22 protein-coding genes are annotated in these 19,183 nt (G+C 52.6%); 18 read left to right on the plus strand and 4 right to left on the minus strand.

Annotation, left to right across the window (positions count from 1 at the left end):
• Window positions 1-174: 174 nt before the first annotated feature.
• The 9 genes from B5F29_RS11710 (at window position 175) to B5F29_RS11740 (ending at window position 6,202) form a co-directional block, all read left to right on the plus strand.
• Window positions 175-1,476 (plus strand): RNA-directed DNA polymerase, encoded by a 1,302-nt coding sequence (locus B5F29_RS11710; protein ID WP_087154814.1) that lies wholly within the window; start codon window positions 175-177, stop codon window positions 1,474-1,476.
• Window positions 1,473-1,694 carry a hypothetical protein gene (locus tag B5F29_RS11715; RefSeq protein WP_087154815.1) on the plus strand — a complete coding sequence of 74 codons (222 nt, stop codon included), beginning with the start codon at window positions 1,473-1,475 and terminating at the stop codon, window positions 1,692-1,694. Before B5F29_RS11710 ends, B5F29_RS11715 begins: the two co-directional genes overlap by 4 nt.
• 2 nt (window positions 1,695-1,696) lie before the next feature.
• Window positions 1,697-1,798 (plus strand): CD1375 family protein, encoded by a 102-nt coding sequence (locus B5F29_RS16985; RefSeq protein WP_275532934.1) that lies wholly within the window; start codon window positions 1,697-1,699, stop codon window positions 1,796-1,798.
• A gap of 46 nt (window positions 1,799-1,844) precedes the next feature.
• Window positions 1,845-1,973: a CD1375 family protein gene (locus tag B5F29_RS16990; protein WP_308132632.1), complete on the plus strand. Its 129-nt coding sequence runs from the start codon at window positions 1,845-1,847 to the stop codon at window positions 1,971-1,973.
• A gap of 74 nt (window positions 1,974-2,047) precedes the next feature.
• A complete protein-coding gene (locus tag B5F29_RS11720) occupies window positions 2,048-2,488 on the plus strand; it encodes a phage holin family protein (RefSeq protein WP_087154816.1) in 441 nt (146 codons plus the stop codon).
• A gap of 3 nt (window positions 2,489-2,491) precedes the next feature.
• Complete coding sequence (locus B5F29_RS16455; protein WP_242955653.1) at window positions 2,492-3,943, plus strand: phage tail tip lysozyme; 1,452 nt, start codon at window positions 2,492-2,494, stop codon at window positions 3,941-3,943.
• A 255-nt stretch (window positions 3,944-4,198) separates the two neighbouring features.
• A complete protein-coding gene (locus B5F29_RS11730) occupies window positions 4,199-4,690 on the plus strand; it encodes an RNA polymerase sigma factor (protein WP_087154817.1) in 492 nt (163 codons plus the stop codon).
• The gene (locus B5F29_RS11735; RefSeq protein ID WP_087154818.1) at window positions 4,687-5,562 is read left to right on the plus strand and encodes a DUF3298 and DUF4163 domain-containing protein; all 876 of its coding nucleotides are present in this window, start codon (window positions 4,687-4,689) and stop codon (window positions 5,560-5,562) included. The genes B5F29_RS11730 and B5F29_RS11735 overlap by 4 nt, the downstream gene beginning before the upstream one ends.
• Window positions 5,563-5,581: 19 nt before the next feature.
• On the plus strand, window positions 5,582-6,202 hold the full coding sequence (locus B5F29_RS11740) for a hypothetical protein (RefSeq protein ID WP_087154819.1): 621 nt from the start codon (window positions 5,582-5,584) through the stop codon (window positions 6,200-6,202).
• Here the strand turns inward: B5F29_RS11740 and B5F29_RS11745 are convergent.
• The 3 genes from B5F29_RS11745 to B5F29_RS11750 are packed head-to-tail and all read right to left on the minus strand — an operon-like array spanning window position 6,196 to window position 7,769.
• Window positions 6,196-7,029, minus strand: coding sequence for a 4Fe-4S binding protein (locus B5F29_RS11745; protein ID WP_087154820.1), 834 nt, complete (start codon window positions 7,027-7,029; stop codon window positions 6,196-6,198). The two genes, B5F29_RS11740 and B5F29_RS11745, sit on opposite strands and share 7 nt — an antisense overlap.
• A gap of 4 nt (window positions 7,030-7,033) precedes the next feature.
• On the minus strand, window positions 7,034-7,201 hold the full coding sequence (locus B5F29_RS16565; RefSeq protein ID WP_164488379.1) for a CD1871A family CXXC motif-containing protein: 168 nt from the start codon (window positions 7,199-7,201) through the stop codon (window positions 7,034-7,036).
• Entirely contained in the window at window positions 7,182-7,769 is a 588-nt protein-coding gene (locus B5F29_RS11750; protein ID WP_087154836.1) for a TlpA family protein disulfide reductase, read from the minus strand. Before B5F29_RS11750 ends, B5F29_RS16565 begins: the two co-directional genes overlap by 20 nt.
• A 145-nt stretch (window positions 7,770-7,914) precedes the next feature.
• On the opposite strand from B5F29_RS11750, the gene B5F29_RS11755 reads away from it, so the two are divergent.
• The 3 genes from B5F29_RS11755 to mobB are packed head-to-tail and all read left to right on the plus strand — an operon-like array spanning window position 7,915 to window position 10,401.
• Window positions 7,915-8,598: a response regulator transcription factor gene (locus B5F29_RS11755; protein ID WP_087154821.1), complete on the plus strand. Its 684-nt coding sequence runs from the start codon at window positions 7,915-7,917 to the stop codon at window positions 8,596-8,598.
• A gap of 3 nt (window positions 8,599-8,601) precedes the next feature.
• Entirely contained in the window at window positions 8,602-9,807 is a 1,206-nt protein-coding gene (locus tag B5F29_RS11760; protein WP_087154822.1) for a molybdopterin molybdotransferase MoeA, read from the plus strand.
• Between the two features lie 12 nt (window positions 9,808-9,819).
• A complete protein-coding gene (mobB, locus tag B5F29_RS11765) occupies window positions 9,820-10,401 on the plus strand; it encodes a molybdopterin-guanine dinucleotide biosynthesis protein B (protein ID WP_087154823.1) in 582 nt (193 codons plus the stop codon).
• Here mobB and B5F29_RS11770 read toward each other — a convergent pair.
• Window positions 10,304-11,041 carry a formate dehydrogenase accessory sulfurtransferase FdhD gene (locus tag B5F29_RS11770; RefSeq protein WP_242955654.1) on the minus strand — a complete coding sequence of 246 codons (738 nt, stop codon included), beginning with the start codon at window positions 11,039-11,041 and terminating at the stop codon, window positions 10,304-10,306. The two genes, mobB and B5F29_RS11770, sit on opposite strands and share 98 nt — an antisense overlap.
• 70 nt (window positions 11,042-11,111) lie before the next feature.
• Between B5F29_RS11770 and mobA the strand changes: the two genes are divergently transcribed.
• From mobA to B5F29_RS11800, 6 genes are all read left to right on the plus strand, one after another.
• Window positions 11,112-11,681 carry a molybdenum cofactor guanylyltransferase gene (gene mobA, locus B5F29_RS11775; RefSeq protein WP_162608416.1) on the plus strand — a complete coding sequence of 190 codons (570 nt, stop codon included), beginning with the start codon at window positions 11,112-11,114 and terminating at the stop codon, window positions 11,679-11,681.
• A 109-nt stretch (window positions 11,682-11,790) separates the two neighbouring features.
• Window positions 11,791-12,273 (plus strand): complex I 24 kDa subunit family protein, encoded by a 483-nt coding sequence (locus tag B5F29_RS11780; protein ID WP_087154825.1) that lies wholly within the window; start codon window positions 11,791-11,793, stop codon window positions 12,271-12,273.
• Window positions 12,270-14,147: an NADH-ubiquinone oxidoreductase-F iron-sulfur binding region domain-containing protein gene (locus B5F29_RS11785; RefSeq protein WP_087154826.1), complete on the plus strand. Its 1,878-nt coding sequence runs from the start codon at window positions 12,270-12,272 to the stop codon at window positions 14,145-14,147. The genes B5F29_RS11780 and B5F29_RS11785 overlap by 4 nt, the downstream gene beginning before the upstream one ends.
• A 15-nt stretch (window positions 14,148-14,162) precedes the next feature.
• Window positions 14,163-16,871 carry a formate dehydrogenase subunit alpha gene (fdhF, locus tag B5F29_RS11790; RefSeq protein ID WP_087154827.1) on the plus strand — a complete coding sequence of 903 codons (2,709 nt, stop codon included), beginning with the start codon at window positions 14,163-14,165 and terminating at the stop codon, window positions 16,869-16,871.
• A 100-nt stretch (window positions 16,872-16,971) separates the two neighbouring features.
• Window positions 16,972-18,462, plus strand: a complete 1,491-nt coding sequence (locus B5F29_RS11795; RefSeq protein ID WP_330397602.1) for a HAMP domain-containing sensor histidine kinase — start codon at window positions 16,972-16,974, stop codon at window positions 18,460-18,462.
• 75 nt (window positions 18,463-18,537) lie between these two features.
• Window positions 18,538-19,011, plus strand: coding sequence for an acyl-CoA thioesterase (locus B5F29_RS11800; RefSeq protein WP_087154828.1), 474 nt, complete (start codon window positions 18,538-18,540; stop codon window positions 19,009-19,011).
• Window positions 19,012-19,183 lie beyond the last annotated feature (172 nt).

Consider the following 19,183-nt stretch of genomic DNA (forward strand, 5'->3'; position numbering starts at 1 on the left):
ACGCCTCGAACTCCATCGGCGTCCGCCCGGATTTCACAACCGCACTACATTCTACGGGCAAAGCTCCCGCATGCGGCTATGGGAAAGGAGAGGCCATCCGTCCAGCGTCCTCGCTGGTAAATACTAACCAGGACGCTCCCGGTTACGACCGATGGGGCTAACGCGTGGTTTTTTATGAATGTATTCTATGATGCAAATTTAATTTATGACGCCGGCACCAAGGCCATGAAAAGCAGCAAGTTCAAGCGCAGCACCCAGCTGTTCGAGATGACGCAGCTGCTGACCACGGCCCACATCCGGCGCGACTTTATGGACGGGGCATACCGCCCAGATCCCGGGACCAAGTTCCCGATCAACGAGCGCGGGCATCAGCGCTACATCACCAGCAACACCATGGTGGATAAGACCGTCAACCACCTCCTCTGTGACGAGGTCCTGACTCCGGCGATCAGCAAGTATCTGATCTACGACAACGGCGCCTCCCAAAAGGACAAGGGCGTGGCCTTCCACCGCAGACGCTTCGAGGCGCATCTGCATCGGTATTACATGGAACACGGCTCCAACGAGGGCTACATCCTGCTGGTGGATTATTCCGGCTATTATGCCAACATACCGCACGACAAGTGCATCGAGGTCCTCGACCAGTTTCTGGAGCGAGAGGTCGAAGATCCGGAGACGCTGCTGATCGCTGAGATGCTGACGCGCCTGATCTTCAAGACCTTCGAGCAGGACGTCTCCCGCTTCTCAGACGAGGAGATCGCGGCCATGATGACCGGCAAGGTCAACCCGATGCTCAACTGCGGCGTGGATCCGGAGCTGCTGACCGGCGAGAAGATGCTCAGGAAGGGCGTGGACATAGGCTCGCAGCCTTCCCAGAACATCGGCATCATCTACCCCTACCAGGTGGACAACTACGCCAAGATCGTCCGGAGCATCCGCCACTATGGCCGCTACACCGACGACTTCTACGTCATCGCAGACTCCAAGGAGTTCCTGCTGAATGTGCTGGAAGGCTTCAGGAAGGAGGCTGCAGCGTATGGCCTGATCATCAACGAAAAGAAGACCCGGATCGTGAAGCTCTCCTCTCAGTTCAGACACCTGCAGGTGTGCTACTCACTGACGGAGTCCGGCCGCCTGATCCGGAAGATCCACCCGAAGAACATCACCCGGGAACGCCGGAAGCTGAAGGCGTACAAGCGCCTGCTGGACGCCGGTCGGATCGACTACCCAACCGTCGAGAACTCGTTCAAGTCCTGGCTGGGCAGTCACTACAAAATTATGTCACACGACCAAATCTACAACATGAGCAGCTTCTACTATGAGCTGTTCGGAAGGAGACCAAAATGGAAAAAAGGACATGGAAGATTACACTGGCTGATGGCACATCCCTCGACGGCCTCAACCTCAACGGGAACAACTTCATCAGCTCCACCGCTGTCACCGAGGACACCTTCGCCGGCAAACTCTCCAGCGTGACCATCGAGGGGCCCGACGGCACCGAGATCCACGAGGACATGAAGCTGGTCCAGATCAGCAAGGTCGGCAAGAGCTACTGGTTTATCCTGGCCGAGAAGACGGCTGAGGAAAAGCAGAAGGAACTCGCCGCAGCTGCTCTGGCCACCAACGCCAACAGCATCACCGACCTTCAGCTCGCTCTGGCTGAGGTCTATGAAATGATTATCGGAGGTAAATAACTATGGCTAAAGTTTACGCAGCCCTCATCAAGAAGGGGCTCAAAACCATCGACGACGTGCCCGAAAATCTGCGCGACGAAGTCCGCGCGCTCCTGGAGGAGTAAGATGATCCGGCGCTTCAGATCCTGGCTCAGAAAGGAGGTGAACAACATGGCAGTCATCTACGTCGCCCTGATCGTCAAGGGCAAGCGTACCTACGACAGCGTCCCTGACCTGATCAAGCCCCAGGTCAAGGAGATGCTGATCGACCTGGAACTGGCAGAGCTCGTCACTGAGTAAAGCCCACAATGCCCCCACGGAGATATTCGTGGGGGCATAATTCTAAGCAAATAAAAAGAAGGAAGGTACACAACATGAAAACTGGAATTTGCACAGCAGTGGGAGTCGTGGGCGGCTTCATCGCCAGCCTTTTCGGAGGCTGGGACGCAGCTCTGACCACGCTCCTGATCTTCATGGGCGTGGACTACGCCACCGGCCTCATCGTTGCCGGCGTGTTTCACAGATCCCAGAAGTCCACAGACGGCGCCCTGGAGAGTCGCGCCGGATGGAAGGGTCTCTGCCGTAAGGGCACGACTCTCCTGGTGGTGCTGGTAGCCTGCCGCCTCGATCTGGTCACGGGCTCCACATTCATCAGAGACACGACGATCATCGCCTTCATCGCCAATGAGACGATCAGCATTATCGAAAACGCCGGACTGATGGGCGTGCCTATCCCTGCCGTTGTGGTGAAGGCCATCGACATCCTGAAACAGAAGGCAGAGGGCGACGCTAACACCAGCCCAGGCAAGGAGTAAGCCGTGAAGGCGACAGGGTCCTCCACCGAGAGGACCATCTGGAACTACTTCTGCTGCAAAGGTTTCAGCCCGGCCGGTGTGGCCGGGCTGATGGGCAACCTCTACGCCGAGAGCGGGCTCAATCCGATAAACCTCCAGAACACCTACGAGAAGCGCCTGGGCCTCACGGACGCCGAGTACACGGCCGCCGTGGACTCCGGGAGCTACTCCAACTTCGTCCGAGACAGCGCTGGCTACGGCCTCGCGCAGTGGACATACTGGAGCCGCAAGGAGGCCATGCTCAACTACGCCCGGAAGACCGGCGCGTCCATCGGCGACCTAATGATGCAGCTCGATTTCATGTTCCAGGAGCTGAAGGGCTACGTGGCCGTCTTCCAGGTGCTCCGGACAGCCCGGACCGTGAAGGAGGCGTCCGACATTGTGCTGACCAAGTACGAGCGCCCGGCCAACATGAGCAACGCCGTCAAGGTAAAACGGGCCGGCTTCGGCCAGGCATACTATGACGCCTACGCAAACACTACAGCAACCCCAGAGAAGGAGGAGATTACCATGAGCAACAGCCCTCTGGTAACGTACACCAACATCACCAAGAACAAGACCAGCCCCCGCAACCACGCCATCGACACCATCACGATCCACTGCATCGTGGGCCAGTGGACGGCGAAGCAGGGCTGCGACTACTTCGCCACTACCGACCGCGAATGCTCCGCCAACTATGTCGTCGGCAAGGATGGCTCCATCGGTCTGTCCGTCGATGAGGCAGATCGCTCCTGGTGCACTTCCAGCCGTGAGAACGACAACCGCGCCATCACCATCGAAGTCGCCAGCGACACCGAGCACCCCTACGCTGTCACCGACGCAGCCTACGCCGCACTGATCAAGCTGGTGGCCGACATCTGCAAGCGCAACGGCATCAAGAAGCTGGTCTGGTCCACCAACAAGACCGACCGCGTCAACCACGCCAACGGCTGCAACATGACCGTGCACCGCGACTACGCCAACAAGGCCTGCCCGGGCCAGTACCTCTACGACCGCCACGGCGCCATCGCTGCGGCCGTCAATGAGATCCTGGGCCCCGGCACTACCCAGGCGCCGGAAGCGGCTCCGGAGCCCGTCCAGGGCTTCCCTGCGACGCCCTTCACTGTCCGCGTCATCATTCCGGATCTGAACTACCGCAAGGGCCCTGGCATGAGCTACGCGGTCAGAGGCCAGACCGGCAAGGGCGTCTTCACCATCACCGAGGTGCAAGACGGCTGGGGCAAGCTGAAAAGCGGCGCCGGCTGGATCTACCTCGAAAACCCTGACTACTGCACCATCCAGGGCGTCGCAGCGAAGCCGGCCGAGCCGGATCCTGCCGACGTGCTGGCGCAGGAGATCGCCGGCAAGGTGAAGGCCTCCGGCCTGGATCCTGCTGACGTTCTGAACAGGGTCGAGAAGATCCTGGGCGTGGCATGATGGCGCTGCCAGCAAATACATGATAAAGCAAAAGAACCCCGGCACCCGCCGGGGTTCTTTTGCTTTATACGGCAATTCTGAGGACGACATAGTCCCGCAGCACGATGATCTTCGGGGTTCGAGTACCGTCGCGCGGGCTCCATAAAGAGCGCCGTTTTTACGGCGCTTTTTTGCTGCCCAGAAAAAATAATTTGTCTGCAACTATTTGCCGACTTCGGGAATCTATATAACAGAAAGAAAAAGAAAGGAGCAGATATGGAAAAGGATTTGTACGAGATTCTGATAGAGTATATCCTGGAGGATCAGAACCGGTTCTACCGGCTGGCTTACAGTTATGTGCAGAATAAAGACGACGCGCTTGATATTGTGCAAAACGCCATATGCAGAGCGCTGGAACGGTATGAAACACTGCGTGACGCCGGAGCAGTCCGGGCCTGGTTTTACAGAATTCTGGTAAACGAGAGTCTTGCCATGTTGAGAAAGAGGAAGGAAGTGCCTCTGCCGGATGATGGTACCGGAGCAGAGATCCCGTATCATGAAAAAGGTTACGACATACAGGATGATCTCTATGAGCAGATCAATCGGCTGAACGAGGAGGTGCAGACCGTAATCAAGCTGAGATTTTATGAAGAACTGACCCTGCAGGAAATAGCGCAGATCACAGAGACAAATCTGAATACGGTAAAAGCCAGGTTGTATCGTGGACTGAAAACTTTGAAACAGAATATACAGGAGGTGGACGCATGACCCAGATATCAGACGCAAAAAAAAGATACGATGAGATCCCGATTCCGGAAGAACTGTCCGACGTTGTCCGGTCGGCGATTGATTATTCGGCAGTGCGGAAGAAAAAAATCCGGAAACGGCAGAACTTCAGGATCGGAAAGAGAGTACTGGCAGCTGCAGCAGCGCTGGCCGTTGTGTTTACAGTGGGACTGAATACCAGTACGGCTTTTGCGGAGAGCGTGAGTGAACTTCCGGTAATAGGCACCATTGCCAGAGTCCTGACTTTCCGGTCTTATGAAAAGACGACGGAAGATTTGTCGATCTCTGTGGATATTCCCAGTGTGGAGATGATCGGAGAGGACAGCGGTCTTGCTGACGCCTTAAATGAAGAGATTTACGCGCGCTGCGAAGAATATGCGCAGGAAGCCATTCAGCGGGCGGAGGAGTACAAAGAGGCGTTTATGGCGACCGGCGGTACCGAAGAAGAGTGGGCCGCCCACAATATTGAGATAAAAGTGTGGTACGAGATCAAATCTCAGACAGAGCAATACCTGTCCTTTGCGGTCATGGGTGCAGAAAACTGGGTGTCTGCGTATAATGAGACAAGGTATTATAATCTGGATTTGTCTACCGGTAAGACGGTGACGCTGCAGGATCTTCTGGGTGATGATTATATCCGTATCGCTGATGAAAGTATTAGAAATCAGATGGAGGAAAGAATCGCTGCCGGTGAAGCAGTCTTCTTTACAGAAGCGGAAGGCGGGTTCGCCGGAATCACTGAGAATGCAAAATTTTATATCAACGAGGCGGGAAATCCGGTCGTTGTGTTTGACCAGTATGAGATTGCGCCGGGTTCCGAGGGAATGCCGGAGTTTGAAATTGTGAAAGAATAATCAGTAGGAGGAAAAAAAGATGAAAAAGATGAGACTTGTTTTGGCGGGAATACTGACGGCGTTCTGCCTGACGGCGTGCGGAGGCCAGGCGAACATGGCAACTACCGTAGAAACTATAGATATGTCGAAAAATACAGAGCAGGATGAGACGGAAGCCACAGCGCAGGATGAGACGGAAACTGCGGCACCGGAAGAAGAGGAAGCCGCAGTATCGGGAGAGACAGCAGAAACGCCTGCGGAGCAGGAAAGTGATGCGGAGGACAGCGCCCCGGCAGAAGAGGGACAGACTTCGGGAGGACTGGACAATTTCGATGTGGATCAGGAAGAAGTGGAAGCATTTGCGGAAAAGATCAAAGAGGCAGTGGCTGCTCAGGATCTGGAAGCATTGGCTGATCTGACGTCTTTCCCGGTATATGTGGGCGTTTCTGAGAACGGCGTCGTGGAAACGAGAGAAGATTTTCTGGCGCTGGGAGCAGACACGGTGATCACGCCGGAACTTCAGGAAGCGGTGGAAGGAACGGATGTGACCGCGCTCTCCGCCAGCATGGCAGGATTTACCATGATGACGGAAGGAGTCAGCGGAAGCATTACTTTCAGTATGACCGCGGACGGATTGGCGATTACCGGCATCAATTACTGATGCTTTCCAAAATGGATGCAGGACGCGGGGCAGGCCGCGCGGCAGGCTCCGCATCGGATGCATTCGGGGGAGACGGAGATTTCTTCCGGCTTCAGATCCAGAGGACAGGCCCGCTGGCAGGACATGCAGGAGATGCATTTTTCCTTTTCCCAGCGTATCTGCACCAGGCTGAAACGGTTGAACCATCCGTAGACAGCGCCCAGAGGGCAGAGATACTGGCAGAACGGGCGATATACTTTGATGGATAAACATAGAATACCGACCAGGATACCCAGTTTCCAGAAAAACAGCGGGCCGATCTGGCCTCGAAGGCTTTCATTGGCAGCGAGCAGAGGCAAGGCTCCGAAAAAGGTGCCTGACGGACAGAGATATTTGCAGAAAGCAGGTATCTTTGCGAAACTGCCGCCAAAGAGGAACCAGGATCCGATACATACCAGCAGAAGAAGAACGGCGTACTTTCCATATTTCAGAATATGGTGGAAAGGAAGCCGTTTTCTTTTGCGGAACAGAGGAATCTTGTGCAGGAGATCCTGCACAAGCCCGAACGGACAAAGCCAGCCGCAGACAAAACGTCCCAGCAGACTGCCGAATACAAAGAGAAATCCCAGTACCGCGAAAGGAATCTCATATCCCTGACGGTTAAGGAGCGCCTGCAGCGCGCCGATGGGACAGGAAGCCAGAGCGCCAGGACAGGAATAACAGTTCAGGCCGGGAACACAGACATATTTCAGGTTTCCCCGATAGATCTTTCCGCTCAGGAAACCATAGGCATAGCCATTGGTGATAATTGTATAAAGAAGTTGTACAGTAAATCTTATCCGTTTCATAGTTTTACCCGATCCCGATGCATTCCAGACAGATCATGACTGCTTTCCGGAAAATAACTGTAAATTCGCCGTGGACTGCGCCGGCTGCAAGAAACAGGATGCCGGTCAGAACCCCGGCGGTCCATCCCGGGATGCGCCCGGGTATTTTTATATTATTCTTCCAGGTAAACATCGATGAGCTCCTTCCAGGCGTCTTTCTCTTTGGAACCGAGAACCGTATCCAGGATCCTGCCTTCAGAGTCCACGAAAAAAGTGGTGGGTACGGCGGTTACATCGGTCAGCATGGCCGTATATAAGGATTCATTCAGGAGCAGGTGCGTATAGGTATCCGCACCGGTCTCGCTGATCAGAGAGAGGGCAGTCTGGAGCGTGTCTTCATCGCCTTCCATCACATCGCTGATGATTCCGATGATCTGGAAATCTTCCGGGGAGTATTCGGCTGCCAGCTCACCCAGGTAAGGCATTTCCATCAGACAGGGGTTACAGTAAGTGGCCCACACATTGACCATGGTCAGCCGGGAATCGGCGAATATATCGGAAGTGACAGTTTCACCGTCTGCAGAAACAGCCTCAAAGGTGACCGGAGGCGTAAATGGTTCCAGCTCGACAGAGCCGTCTGACGCATCCGGGGAGGACTCTGCGGTTTCGCCGGATCCGGTGTCTGCCCCGCATCCGGACAGCGAAGCAGAAAATGTTGCGGCTGCCAGGAGCAGCATGAGAACAGTTTTTCTCTTTTTCATAAGGTTCTCCTTGTGTTTTCCAAAATAATATAGGAAAATAATATAGGAAAACAGAAAAGTTTTCAAGTAAATCCTGCGGGCGCAGGATTCACAAAATGTACATAGAGCGCTGATACAATAAAGAAAAAAGAAAGGGGCCGAAAATATGGAAAAGCTTAAAGTACTGGTAGTAGATGATGAAAGCCGTATGCGCAAGCTGGTCAAGGATTTTCTTGTGAAAGAGAATTTTGAAGTATTGGAAGCAGGAGACGGAGAGGAAGCGCTGGATGTTTTCTTCCAGGAAAAAGATATTGCCCTGATCCTGCTGGACGTGATGATGCCGAAAATGGATGGATGGCAGGTCTGCAAGGAAATAAGGAACTATTCTAAAGTGCCTATTATTATGTTGACAGCAAAGGGAGACGAGAGAGACGAGCTGCAGGGGTTTGAGCTGGGGGTTGATGAATATATTTCAAAACCGTTCAGTCCGAAGATTCTGGTCGCGCGCGTAGAAGCGATCCTGCGAAGATCCAATCCGATGATGAGCGAAGACATCTTGTCGGCAGGGGGAATCGATCTGAACAGATCCGCGCACCAGGTGACGATTGACGGCAAAAATATAGAGCTGAGCTATAAAGAATTTGAACTGCTGGCATATTTTATGGAGAATCAGGGGATCGCCCTGTCCAGGGAAAAGATCCTCAATAATGTGTGGAACTATGATTACTTCGGAGACGCCAGGACTATAGACACCCATGTGAAGAAACTCCGCAATAAGCTGGGCGAAAAAGGTGATATGATCAAGACAATCTGGGGAATGGGCTATAAATTTGAACCGCAGGAGGCATAAGAGATGGACACAGTATCAGTGGAGCAGGCTACAGAGCTGATCCTGGAGAGGATAAAAGCGATCGATGAGACGGAAGAGATAGAGGTAGAAGACGCGCTGGGACGCATCCTGGCGGAAGATATGAGGTCGGAATTTGACAATCCTCCGTTTGACCGTTCTCCCATAGACGGCTATGCCTGCCGGAGTGTGGATATAGCGGGCGCTTCTGAAGAACGTCCGGTCCGCCTGAAAGTGGTAGAAGAAGTATATGCCGGAGCCTATACGGACCGGGAGGTCCGGAAAGGAGAGGCAGTGCGGATCATGACCGGCGCGCCGGTGCCGGCGGGCTGCGACTGCTGCGTGCGGCAGGAGGACACGGATTATGGGGAAGAGGTGGTCCGTATCTTCAGGCCGGAAAAAGAATGGGGTAATTACTGCTTCAGGGGGGAGGATTTTAAAGCCGGGAGCGTGCTGATGAAAAAGGGAAGCCGGATCGGCTTTGTAGAGATGGGCGTCCTGGCAGGCATGGGACGCGGGACAGTTCCGGTCTACCGCCTTCCGAGGGTGGTGATCCTGACCACCGGGGATGAAGTGGTGACGCCGGGGGATCCGCTTCTGCCGGGAAAGATTTATGACAGCAACAGGATGCTTCTGACGGGACGTCTGACGGAACTGGGAGTGCGGCCTTCGCTGGTAAGATGGGTGGAGGACCGTCCGGAAGCGATGGCGGATACACTGCGGGAGGCGGCACAGAAAGCCGATCTGATCCTGACGACAGGAGCCGTCTCTGTGGGGAAAAAGGATATCATGCACGAAGCGCTGAAGATGGCCGGAGCCGAACGTGTATTCTGGAAGGTGAAAGTAAAGCCGGGGATGCCGACGCTGTTTTCCGTGTACCAGGGAGTACCGGTTTTAAGCCTGTCCGGCAATCCGTTCGGAGTCGCGGCGATTGTGGAGCTTCTGGTGAGACCGGCTATCCAGAAGATGAAGAGGGACGACTCTGTCCGTCTGGTGCGGGTGAAAGGGATCATGGCGGATACCTTTCCCAAGCCCAGCAAAGGGCGCAGGCTGATCCGGGCATATTGGGAGAACGGAATGTTTCATCTTCCGAAAGGACTTCATTCCAATGGAGTGTTGGCATCCATGATCGGCTGCAACTGTCTGATCGACATGCGGCCGGGAGATCCGGAACTGAAAGAAGGAGCCCCCGCGGAGGCTATCCTTCTGTGACGAGGAAAAATGATGGGAGAAAAAGGAACTTCATACGTGTTCGCAGTCAGCGGCATCAAAAATTCCGGAAAGACGACTCTGATCACTCGTGTGCTTCCGATCCTTGCAAGGCATGGCATCAGGACGGCAGTGATCAAGCATGACGGCCACGATTTTGAGGCAGACGTGCCGGGGACGGACAGTTACCGCCATTTCCAGGCAGGAGCATATGGAACGGCTGTTTTTTCCGGTGAAAAATATATGGTTGTGAAGAGACAGAAGCAGACGTCAGAGGAGGAATTGATGAACTTATTCCCCGAGGCGGATCTGATTCTGCTGGAAGGATTCAAGGATTCCTTCTATCCGAAGATCGAAGTGATCCGCAGGGGAAATTCCGGAAAAAGTGTATGCAGGGAAGGGCTTTGGGCAGTGGCTACAGATCTTCTGCCGGAGGAGCTTCCGGACATAGACGCGCCGCTTCTGAATCTGAATGCTCCGGAGGAGATCGCGGCGTTTCTTATGGATGCGATGTCCATGGAGCGCCCGCGAACAGCTTCATCCGGTCCCGCCTTGCCGCGCAGATCAGGGTCAGATGGTACTGCCGGGCCAGACTGATGGCTTCTGCAGTGGGGGAAGCCTTGCTGGCAAACACAGGAATGCCTGCCCGGATCGCTTTCAGGACCATGTCTGCGGGAGCCCTGCCGCTGGAGTAGAGAATACATGATCCAAGCGGGATCCCGCGGCGCAGCGCATAGCCGACTGCTTTATCGACGGCATTATGACGGCCGATATCCTCGCATTGGAAAAGGAGCCGGTCTTCCCGGGCGAGAAAACAGCTGTGCGTGGCAAAGGTCTGACTGTGCAGCGGCATACCGCCGGAAAAACGGTCTGCCAGAGAGAAGATCTGAGACGGGGACCAGGGGATAGGCGCCGGCGGTTCAGGTGCATTGACGGCAGGGAGCGGTTCTTTTAGTATGGCGTCGGCAGTTTTCAGGCTGCTGTCGATCCTGATCTCTTCCACATCGTCTGCGGATGAGATCAGGCCGCTGGTGAGCAGTCTTCCGAGTATCAGTTCAGGCAGATATTCCGGAATGCATACGACGGAAAAAGAATATGCATGGGAAACCTGTACCTTCATATGGAGTTCACACAGTACCTGTTCCTGCTCCGTACGGCAGATGCCGTCACGGCCAATATAGGTATATTCGCGCCTCTGTGTGAGAGGTGCTCTGGATAGCGGTTCTTGTATGCGCATGTCTTTTCCTCCTGCTTTTTCTGCATTATACAATTCCTGTTTTCAGGTGTCAAAAGGAGAATATATCGGTATGGAATTTTCGATGATCGTGCTTGCGGGCGGAAAGAGCAGCCGGATGGGACGGGATAAGTCAGACCTTCTCCTGGGCATGGATACATTTCTCAATGTCCAGATCAGGAAGGGGACAGAACTGGGGATCCGGGATATCCTGGTATCCGGTTACCGTGGGGAGGACTGTCCGGTCCCGGTGATAAGAGACCGGTTGGAGGGAAGAGGCCCCCTGGGCGGACTGGAGGCATGCCTGCGGCGCGCCGTCCATGATAAAGTGCTGGTGCTGGGAGTGGACATCCCATTGGTCCCGGCTGCCGAATTGAGGCAGTTGATGGAACAGTCGGCCGGAAACCGGGAAGCCGTGACGATCCTGTCCCACGGGGGAAAGGAAGAACCGCTGATCGGTGTCTATGAAAAAAGTCTGGCGGATGCCATGAGGAAAGAAGTGATCCGCGGAAGGGGATCCGTATTCGCATTTATCAATCATACGGGCTATGATATTTTTTGCAGCAAGGCTCCGGAAGCCTGTTTTTCTAACGTGAATTGTGAAGAAGATTACACGCGTCTGCGGGAAGAAAATATTATCTAAAATAAGGATAATAAAGGAAATAAAAACAGATTGTTTTTGAAGATAAAGCAATCTATAATGATGATTGTAGAATATTTCAATAAAAAACAGACAGAGGAGGTAAGAGGGTATGCTCGATCAGTCCTATTATGCCAAAGCGGATGAGATCATCGACCAGTACGGCGGGGAGCCGGCGTCCCTGATCCCGATTATGCAGGCAATACAGGGGGAGTATCGCTATCTTCCAGGTGAACTGCTGACATATGTTGCAGGAAAAATCGGGGTTACAGAGGCAAAGGCATGCAGTGTTGCCACATTCTATGAGAATTTCTCGTTTGATCCGAAGGGGAAATACGTGATAAAGGTATGCGACGGTACAGCCTGTCATGTGCGGAAATCCATGCCGGTGCTGGAAGCATTATATGAGAAGCTCGGACTGAGCAGGGAGAAAAAGACCACGGACGATATGATGTTTACCGTGGAGACGGTATCCTGCCTGGGCGCCTGCGGACTGGCGCCGACACTGATGGTGAACGATGAAGTTCATCCGAGGATGACGCCGGAGAAAGCAAGAGACTTGATCGACCAGCTGAGAGGGGGTGCCGGAGCATGATTCAGGATAGAAACGCGCTGAAACAGGCAAGAGAGAATGCGGAAAAAGTGCTGGACTCTTATGCCTGCAGGATTTTAGTCTGTTCAGGAACCGGATGTATCGCCACGGGTTCCGAGAAGATCTATGAAAAATTTCTGGAGATTACCAAAGATGCTCCGGGCGTAACGCTGGAGTTCGCTCCCCATGATGAGAAAGCGCATCTGGGTGTAAAAAAGACCGGATGTCAGGGAATCTGCGAGCTGGGTCCGCTGGTCCGGATACAAAAAGGCGGCGAGACTATCCAGTACACGAAGGTACAGCCGGATGACTGCCGGGAGATTTTTGAAAAGAGCGTGCTGGGAGATGAGATCATAGAACGGCTGCTGTACCAGAAAGGCGGACTGCACTGCAAACGTCCGGAAGATATTCCGTTTATCGCGAAGCAGACCCGCATTGTTCTGAAAAACTGCGGAAAATACGACGCGGAATCCCTGGAAGAATATATTGCCAGCGGCGGATTCCGCGCTTTGGAGAAAGCCATGTTCGAGATGAATCCGGATCAGGTCATCGCGGAAGTGGATAAGTCCGGACTTCGGGGAAGAGGCGGCGGCGGATTTCCGGCCGGCCGGAAATGGATCCAGGTGGCGCGTCAGAAAGAGACGACCCGGTATGTGGTATGCAACGGCGATGAGGGAGATCCGGGCGCGTTCATGGACGGTTCGGTCATGGAAGGAGATCCTTACCGGATGATCGAAGGCATGATTCTGGCCGCCTATGCGGTACAGGCTCAGAACGGTTACATCTATGTGCGCGCGGAGTATCCCAATTCTGTGGCGCGCCTCAGACATGCGATCGGGGTACTGGAGGAGCAGGGGCTTCTGGGAGACCATATTCTGGGAACGGATTTCAGTTTCCGCTTACATATCAACAGGGGCGCGGGCGCGTTTGTATGCGGTGAAGGCAGCGCGCTTACGGCGTCTATTGAAGGCAACAGAGGCATGCCCAGAGTGAAGCCTCCGCGGACAGTAGAGCAGGGACTTTGGGCAAAGCCTACGGTTCTGAATAATGTGGAGACCTATGCCAATGTACCGGAGATTATTTTAAAGGGAGCGGACTGGTATCGGACCATCGGAACGGAAGGCTCTCCGGGAACGAAGACCTTTTCTCTGACCGGAAGTATTGAGAATACCGGTCTGATTGAAGTGCCTATGGGTACGACGCTTCGGGAGATTATCTTCGACATCGGCGGCGGATTGAAATCCGGCGCTAAGTTTAAAGCGGTACAGATCGGCGGACCTTCAGGCGGCTGCCTGACGGAAAAGCATCTGGATGTGCCTCTGGATTTCGACTCGGTGAAAAAATACGGGGCAATCGTCGGTTCCGGCGGCCTGGTGGTAATGGATGAGAATACCTGTATGGTGGAAGTGGCGCGGTTCTTCATGAGCTTTACTCAGAGAGAATCCTGCGGCAAATGCGGTCCATGCCGTATCGGCACCAAACGTATGCTGGAGATCCTGGAGAAGATTGTGGATGGCAGAGGAGAGCCGGAGGATCTGGAAAAGCTGGAGCATCTGGCGCATTTTGTCAAAGACCGTTCTCTCTGCGGACTGGGCAAGAGCGCGCCGCTTCCGGTGCTCAGCACCATCGAGAATTTCCGGGATGAGTATATGGAACATATCGTGGAAAAGAAATGCGCTGCTCATGTCTGCAAGGCTATGCGAGTATACGCGATCGATCCCGAGAAATGCAAAGGCTGCACAAAATGTGCGCGTAACTGTCCGGCGGGAGCGATTACCGGCAATCGGAAAGAACCGCATGTGATCGATGCATCCAAGTGCATCAAATGCGGCGCATGTATGGATAACTGCGCATTTGGCGCGGTTTATGTGGAATAGAGGAGGGTAGATGATATGATTCATTTGACCATAGACGGCATCCCGGCAGAGGTGAAAGAGGGTACGACGATCCTGCAGGCGGCGGAACAGATCGGAGTGAAGATTCCTACTCTGTGTTATCTGAAAGACGTACTGCCGGACGGATCCTGCCGCCTCTGTGTGGTTGAAGTGGCCAACAACGGAAGGACTAAATTTGATACGGCATGTACGCTTCGCTGCTCGGAGGGAGATGAAGTACAGACCATGTCGGAGAAGGTGGTGGCATACCGGAAGGATACGCTGGACCTTCTGCTTTCAGACCACCGGGTTCACTGTTTCTCCTGTGAGGCCAACGGAGACTGCAAGCTTCAGGAATACTGCTTTGAATATGGAGTGGAAAAGACCAGTTATCCGGGAGAGATGAAAGATATGCCGGTGGACGACTCCAATAAATTTTTTACTTATGATCCAAGTCTGTGTATTCTCTGTCACAGATGCGTAAATACCTGTAAAGAGATCGTAGGACGCGGAGCTATCGATACGATGAACCGTGGATTTGAGTCTGTAATCGGCGCCCATTATAAGAATAAATGGGATCAGGGCATCTGCGAATCCTGCGGAAACTGTGTGCAGGCATGTCCTACAGGCGCTCTTTCCATGAAGCGCAGAAAGAAATACCGTTCCTGGCAGGTAGAGAAAAAAGTGCTGACGACATGTCCTCACTGCGGAACGGGCTGCCAGTTCTATCTGGTGGTCAAGGACGGCAAGATCGTAGATACGGAAGCGTATAACGGAGCGCCCAATAAGGGATTGCTCTGCGTAAAAGGACGGAGCGGAAGCTTTGATTTTGTCAATTCTCCGGACCGTCTGAAATATCCACTGATTAAGAATAAGGAGACCGGTGAATTTGAGCGCGCCACCTGGGATGAGGCGCTGGATCTGGTGGCCTCCAAATTCATGGAGATCAAGAAAAAATACGGCCCGGACTCACTGGCCGGATTCGCATGTTCCCGTTCTCCGAATGAAGACATCTATATGGTGCAGAAGATGGTACGTACCTGCTTTGGAACGAATAACACGGATAACTGCGCCCGCGTATGCCATTCCGCGTCTGTGGCGGGACTTTATATGACGCTGGGTTCCGGCGCCATGACCAACCCGATCGAAGACATTACCCGCAACGCAGATCTGATCATGCTGATCGGATCCAACCCGGAAGAAGCACATCCGGTGATCGGTATGCAGATCCGTCAGGCGGTGAACCGCGGCTGCAAACTGATCGTAGTAGATCCGCGTGACATTGATCTGGCAAAGAAGGCGGACATTCATCTGAAGCTGAGACCTGGAACCAACGTGGCATTTGCCAACGGCATTATGCATGTGATCATCGAAGAAGGGCTTCAGGACCAGAAATTCATCGAAGAGCGGACGGAAGGATACGAAAAGATCCGCGATATCGTAAAAGAATATACGCCGGAGCGTGTGGCCGGGATCTGCCATATTGATCCGGAAGACCTGCGCCGTGCCGCGATCATGTACGCGAAAGCGGACCGCGCGCCGATTATTTATTGCCTTGGTGTTACGGAGCATTCTACCGGTACAGAGGGCGTTATGTCCATGTCCAATATGGCTTTGCTGGTGGGCAAACTGGGGCGTCCGGGATGCGGCGTCAACCCCCTGAGGGGACAGAATAATGTGCAGGGAGCCTGTGATATGGGCGCGGTTCCCACAGATTTTCCGGGCTATCAGAAGATCAATACCCCGGGGGTAGTGGAGAAATTTGAAAAGGCATGGGGCGTGCCGCTGAATCATGAAGTGGGTACGCATGCGACCGATGTTTTCCCGAAAGCAATCAAAGGGGAGATCAAAGGACTTTATATCTATGGGGAAGATCCCGTAGTTACCGACCCGGATACTTCGCATGTGATCAAAGCACTGGAAAGCCTGGATTTCTTTGTGGTTCAGGAATTGTTCATGACTGAGACCGCAAAATACGCGGACGTAATATTGCCGGGTATGAGTTATGCGGAGAAAGAAGGGACATTCACCAATACGGAACGCCGTGTCCAGAGGGTCCGCAAGGCCGTGAGCGTGGACGGAGACATGAGACTGGATACAGATATTATTATCGACCTGATGAACCGTATGGGTTATCCCCAGCCGCATCTGACTTCAGCGCAGATTATGGACGAGATCGCCTCCGTGACTCCGAGTTTTGCCGGCATCAGCCATGAGCGGCTGGACAGTGAAGAAGTGGGCGGAAGAGGACTGCAATGGCCATGTACTTCGAAAGATCATCCGGGCACGCCGATCCTTCATGTGGGCAAATTCACCCGCGGGCTGGGATGGTTTTATCCCGCAGAATATGTACCGTCCGCGGAACTTCCGGATGATGAATATCCGATTATCCTGATGACGGGGCGTATATTGTATCATTATACAACCAGAGCCATGACGGGAAGAACGCCGGAGCTGATGGAGATTGAAGGGAAATCTTTCATCGAGATGAATGAAGAAGACGCGGAGAGACTTCATATCAGCAACGGAGAAAAAGTTCGTGTGTCTTCCAGAAGAGGAAGTATTGAGACGACTGCCCGTGTGGGAACAAAAACTTCTCCGGGAGAGAGCTGGATGCCATTCCATTTCCCGGATGGAAACGCGAACTGGCTGACGAATGCCGCGCTGGATAAATACGCAAGAATACCGGAATATAAAGTATGCGCGGTTAAGATTGAGAAGCTTTAAAAAAAACGGGAACAGAGTTATAATAGAAGGCGGAGCACATCGGAGCTCCGCCTTTTGTAATAACTGAGAAAAAGCAGAATATTGGGACAGGTGATAAAGAGTGAAAAAAACCAGAAAACATTCGATTCGTACCAGAATGACGATTATATTTACGGTAATCCTGCTTGCTGCGCTGGCGGCCTGCTGGCTGCTCAATCATTTCTTCCTGCAGCGCTATTATATGAACAATAAAGAGAAGGTGCTTGTGGAGGCTTTTGATTATTTGAATGATGCGTCAGGCGGCGGCAACCTGGAAGCTGATGACTTTGTGCAGGAACTCAGTAATCTTTGTGAGACTAATAATATCAGTCTTTATGTTATGGGAAGCGATGGGCAGGGTATCCTCAGTACGGTCCGGGATTCGGGCGTGCTGCAGCGACGGCTGTATATGTATCTGTTTGCCCAGGATAATACTTCCAACGACATTGTCATGCAGGAGACGCAGAATTTTTCGATTCATGTGAGCGCTGATTATTTTACTGATATAGAATATCTGGAGATCATCGGTTTTTTACAGGGGGGAGAAACACTTGTGGCGAGAACTGCTCTGGAGCCGATCAGGGAGAGCGTGGAACTTGCCAACCGGTTTTTCGCGCAGGTAGGTCTGACGGCTCTGGTTATAGGGGCGGTCATTATATGGATTCTGTCGGGCAAGCTGGCGGGACCCATTCTGGAACTGGCAAAGTTGTCGGAACGTATGAGCAACCTGGATTTTAATGTGAAATACAGCGGAGGAAAAGACGCAGAGGTGGATTTCCTGGGGCATCATATGAACCAGCTTTCAGAAAAACTGGAAAAAACCATTTCAGAACTGAAGACGGCGAACAATGAACTGCAGCGGGATATCGAACAGCGGGAGAAAAACGACGAGATGCGCCGGGAGTTTTTGTCCAATGTGTCTCATGAGCTGAAGACGCCGATTGCTTTGATTCAGGGGTATGCGGAAGGTCTTCAGGCATGCGTCAATGACGATCCGGAAAGCAGGGAATTTTACTGTGACGTGATCATTGACGAGGCGGGGAAGATGAATACGATGGTCAAAAATCTGCTCACGCTGAATGAACTGGAGTTTGGCAATGAAGTGGTAGAGATGGAACGGTTTGACTTGACAGGTATGATCCACAATATGCTTCAGTCCACAAAGATTCTGTTTGAACAGAAAAATGTCCGGCTTGTGTTTGATGTGGGAGAACCCGTCTATGTATGGTCCAATGAATACAAACTGGAAGAAGTAGTGACCAATTATGTAAGCAATGCCCTGAATCATGTAGAAGGAGAAAATGTGATCAAGGTAACGATTGAAAAACAGAAAAAACAAGTGCGCGTCGGCGTGTTCAATACCGGAAAGCCTATCCCGGAGCAGGATGTGGAGCGGATCTGGGATAAGTTTTATAAAGTGGACAAGGCAAGGACCAGGGAATACGGCGGCAGTGGCGTAGGATTGTCTATTGTAAAAGCAATCATGGAATCTATGCATCAGAAATATGGCGTGGTGAATTATGAAAATGGTGTGGAATTCTGGTTCACGGTAGATGCGGAAGCAGAAGGATAATTATTCATTTCGGAAAAGAATACCTGCTCCGGAGCCTTAAGAGCATGCAAAACAAAAAAAGAAGGGAGAATGATCATGGAAAGAGTGAAAAAAGTGTCGGAGTCCAGGACAGAGCAGACGTATCTGATTATGAACCGTCATATCAACGGATATGGCAGGCTGTTCGGCGGGCAGTTAATGGAGTGGATAGACGAGCTGGCCGGCGTTGTGGCAAAGAGACATTCTGAGTGTGAGATAACGACTGCATGCGTAGACCAGTTGAATTTCAAGACGGCGGCATACTTAAATGATATGGTAGTGTTGATTGGAAGAATTACTTATACGGGCCGCACCTCTATGGAGGTGCGGGTAGACACTTACGCAGAGTCGCTGAAAGGACAGCGCCGGTTGATCAATACAGCTTATCTTGTGGAAGTGGCCATCGATCAGGAAGGAAACGCACTGGAAGTGCCAGGGCTGATCAGGGAAACCGCAGAGCAGGAGATGGAATGGGAAGGCGGAAAGCGCCGATATCAGTTGAGAAAACAGCGCAAAAAAGAAGGATTTTAATTTCTGCTGTCGGATAAAAAAGAAAAACAAAAAAAGTTGAAAAATGTTGTTGACAATCCTGAAAAGCAGTGGTATTATAATCGAGCTGACTCCGAAAGGGGTAAGCAAAGAAGCCAAAACGGTTCAAGAAAAAATAAAAAAGTTCTTGACAATGAGAAAGAGTTTTGGTAAA

This window comes from Lachnoclostridium sp. An196, assembly GCF_002160135.1.
Taxonomy (GTDB): Bacteria; Bacillota; Clostridia; order Lachnospirales; family Lachnospiraceae; genus Hominiventricola; species Hominiventricola avistercoris.

Bases quoted from the DNA above. Each gene is read 5' to 3' on its own strand.
- B5F29_RS11710 (WP_087154814.1), top strand. From the start codon at position 175: ATGAATGTATTCTATGATGCAAATTTAATTTATGACGCCGGCACCAAG.
- B5F29_RS16985 (WP_275532934.1), top strand. From the start codon at position 1,697: ATGGCTAAAGTTTACGCAGCCCTCATCAAGAAGGGGCTCAAAACCATC.
- B5F29_RS16990 (WP_308132632.1), top strand. From the start codon at position 1,845: ATGGCAGTCATCTACGTCGCCCTGATCGTCAAGGGCAAGCGTACCTAC.
- B5F29_RS11720 (WP_087154816.1), top strand. From the start codon at position 2,048: ATGAAAACTGGAATTTGCACAGCAGTGGGAGTCGTGGGCGGCTTCATC.
- B5F29_RS11730 (WP_087154817.1), top strand. From the start codon at position 4,199: ATGGAAAAGGATTTGTACGAGATTCTGATAGAGTATATCCTGGAGGAT.
- B5F29_RS11735 (WP_087154818.1), top strand. From the start codon at position 4,687: ATGACCCAGATATCAGACGCAAAAAAAAGATACGATGAGATCCCGATT.
- B5F29_RS11740 (WP_087154819.1), top strand. From the start codon at position 5,582: ATGAAAAAGATGAGACTTGTTTTGGCGGGAATACTGACGGCGTTCTGC.
- B5F29_RS11745 (WP_087154820.1), bottom strand. From the start codon at position 7,029: ATGAAACGGATAAGATTTACTGTACAACTTCTTTATACAATTATCACC.
- B5F29_RS16565 (WP_164488379.1), bottom strand. From the start codon at position 7,201: ATGTTTACCTGGAAGAATAATATAAAAATACCCGGGCGCATCCCGGGA.
- B5F29_RS11750 (WP_087154836.1), bottom strand. From the start codon at position 7,769: ATGAAAAAGAGAAAAACTGTTCTCATGCTGCTCCTGGCAGCCGCAACA.
- B5F29_RS11755 (WP_087154821.1), top strand. From the start codon at position 7,915: ATGGAAAAGCTTAAAGTACTGGTAGTAGATGATGAAAGCCGTATGCGC.
- B5F29_RS11760 (WP_087154822.1), top strand. From the start codon at position 8,602: ATGGACACAGTATCAGTGGAGCAGGCTACAGAGCTGATCCTGGAGAGG.
- mobB (WP_087154823.1), top strand. From the start codon at position 9,820: ATGGGAGAAAAAGGAACTTCATACGTGTTCGCAGTCAGCGGCATCAAA.
- B5F29_RS11770 (WP_242955654.1), bottom strand. From the start codon at position 11,041: ATGCGCATACAAGAACCGCTATCCAGAGCACCTCTCACACAGAGGCGC.
- mobA (WP_162608416.1), top strand. From the start codon at position 11,112: ATGGAATTTTCGATGATCGTGCTTGCGGGCGGAAAGAGCAGCCGGATG.
- B5F29_RS11780 (WP_087154825.1), top strand. From the start codon at position 11,791: ATGCTCGATCAGTCCTATTATGCCAAAGCGGATGAGATCATCGACCAG.
- B5F29_RS11785 (WP_087154826.1), top strand. From the start codon at position 12,270: ATGATTCAGGATAGAAACGCGCTGAAACAGGCAAGAGAGAATGCGGAA.
- fdhF (WP_087154827.1), top strand. From the start codon at position 14,163: ATGATTCATTTGACCATAGACGGCATCCCGGCAGAGGTGAAAGAGGGT.
- B5F29_RS11800 (WP_087154828.1), top strand. From the start codon at position 18,538: ATGGAAAGAGTGAAAAAAGTGTCGGAGTCCAGGACAGAGCAGACGTAT.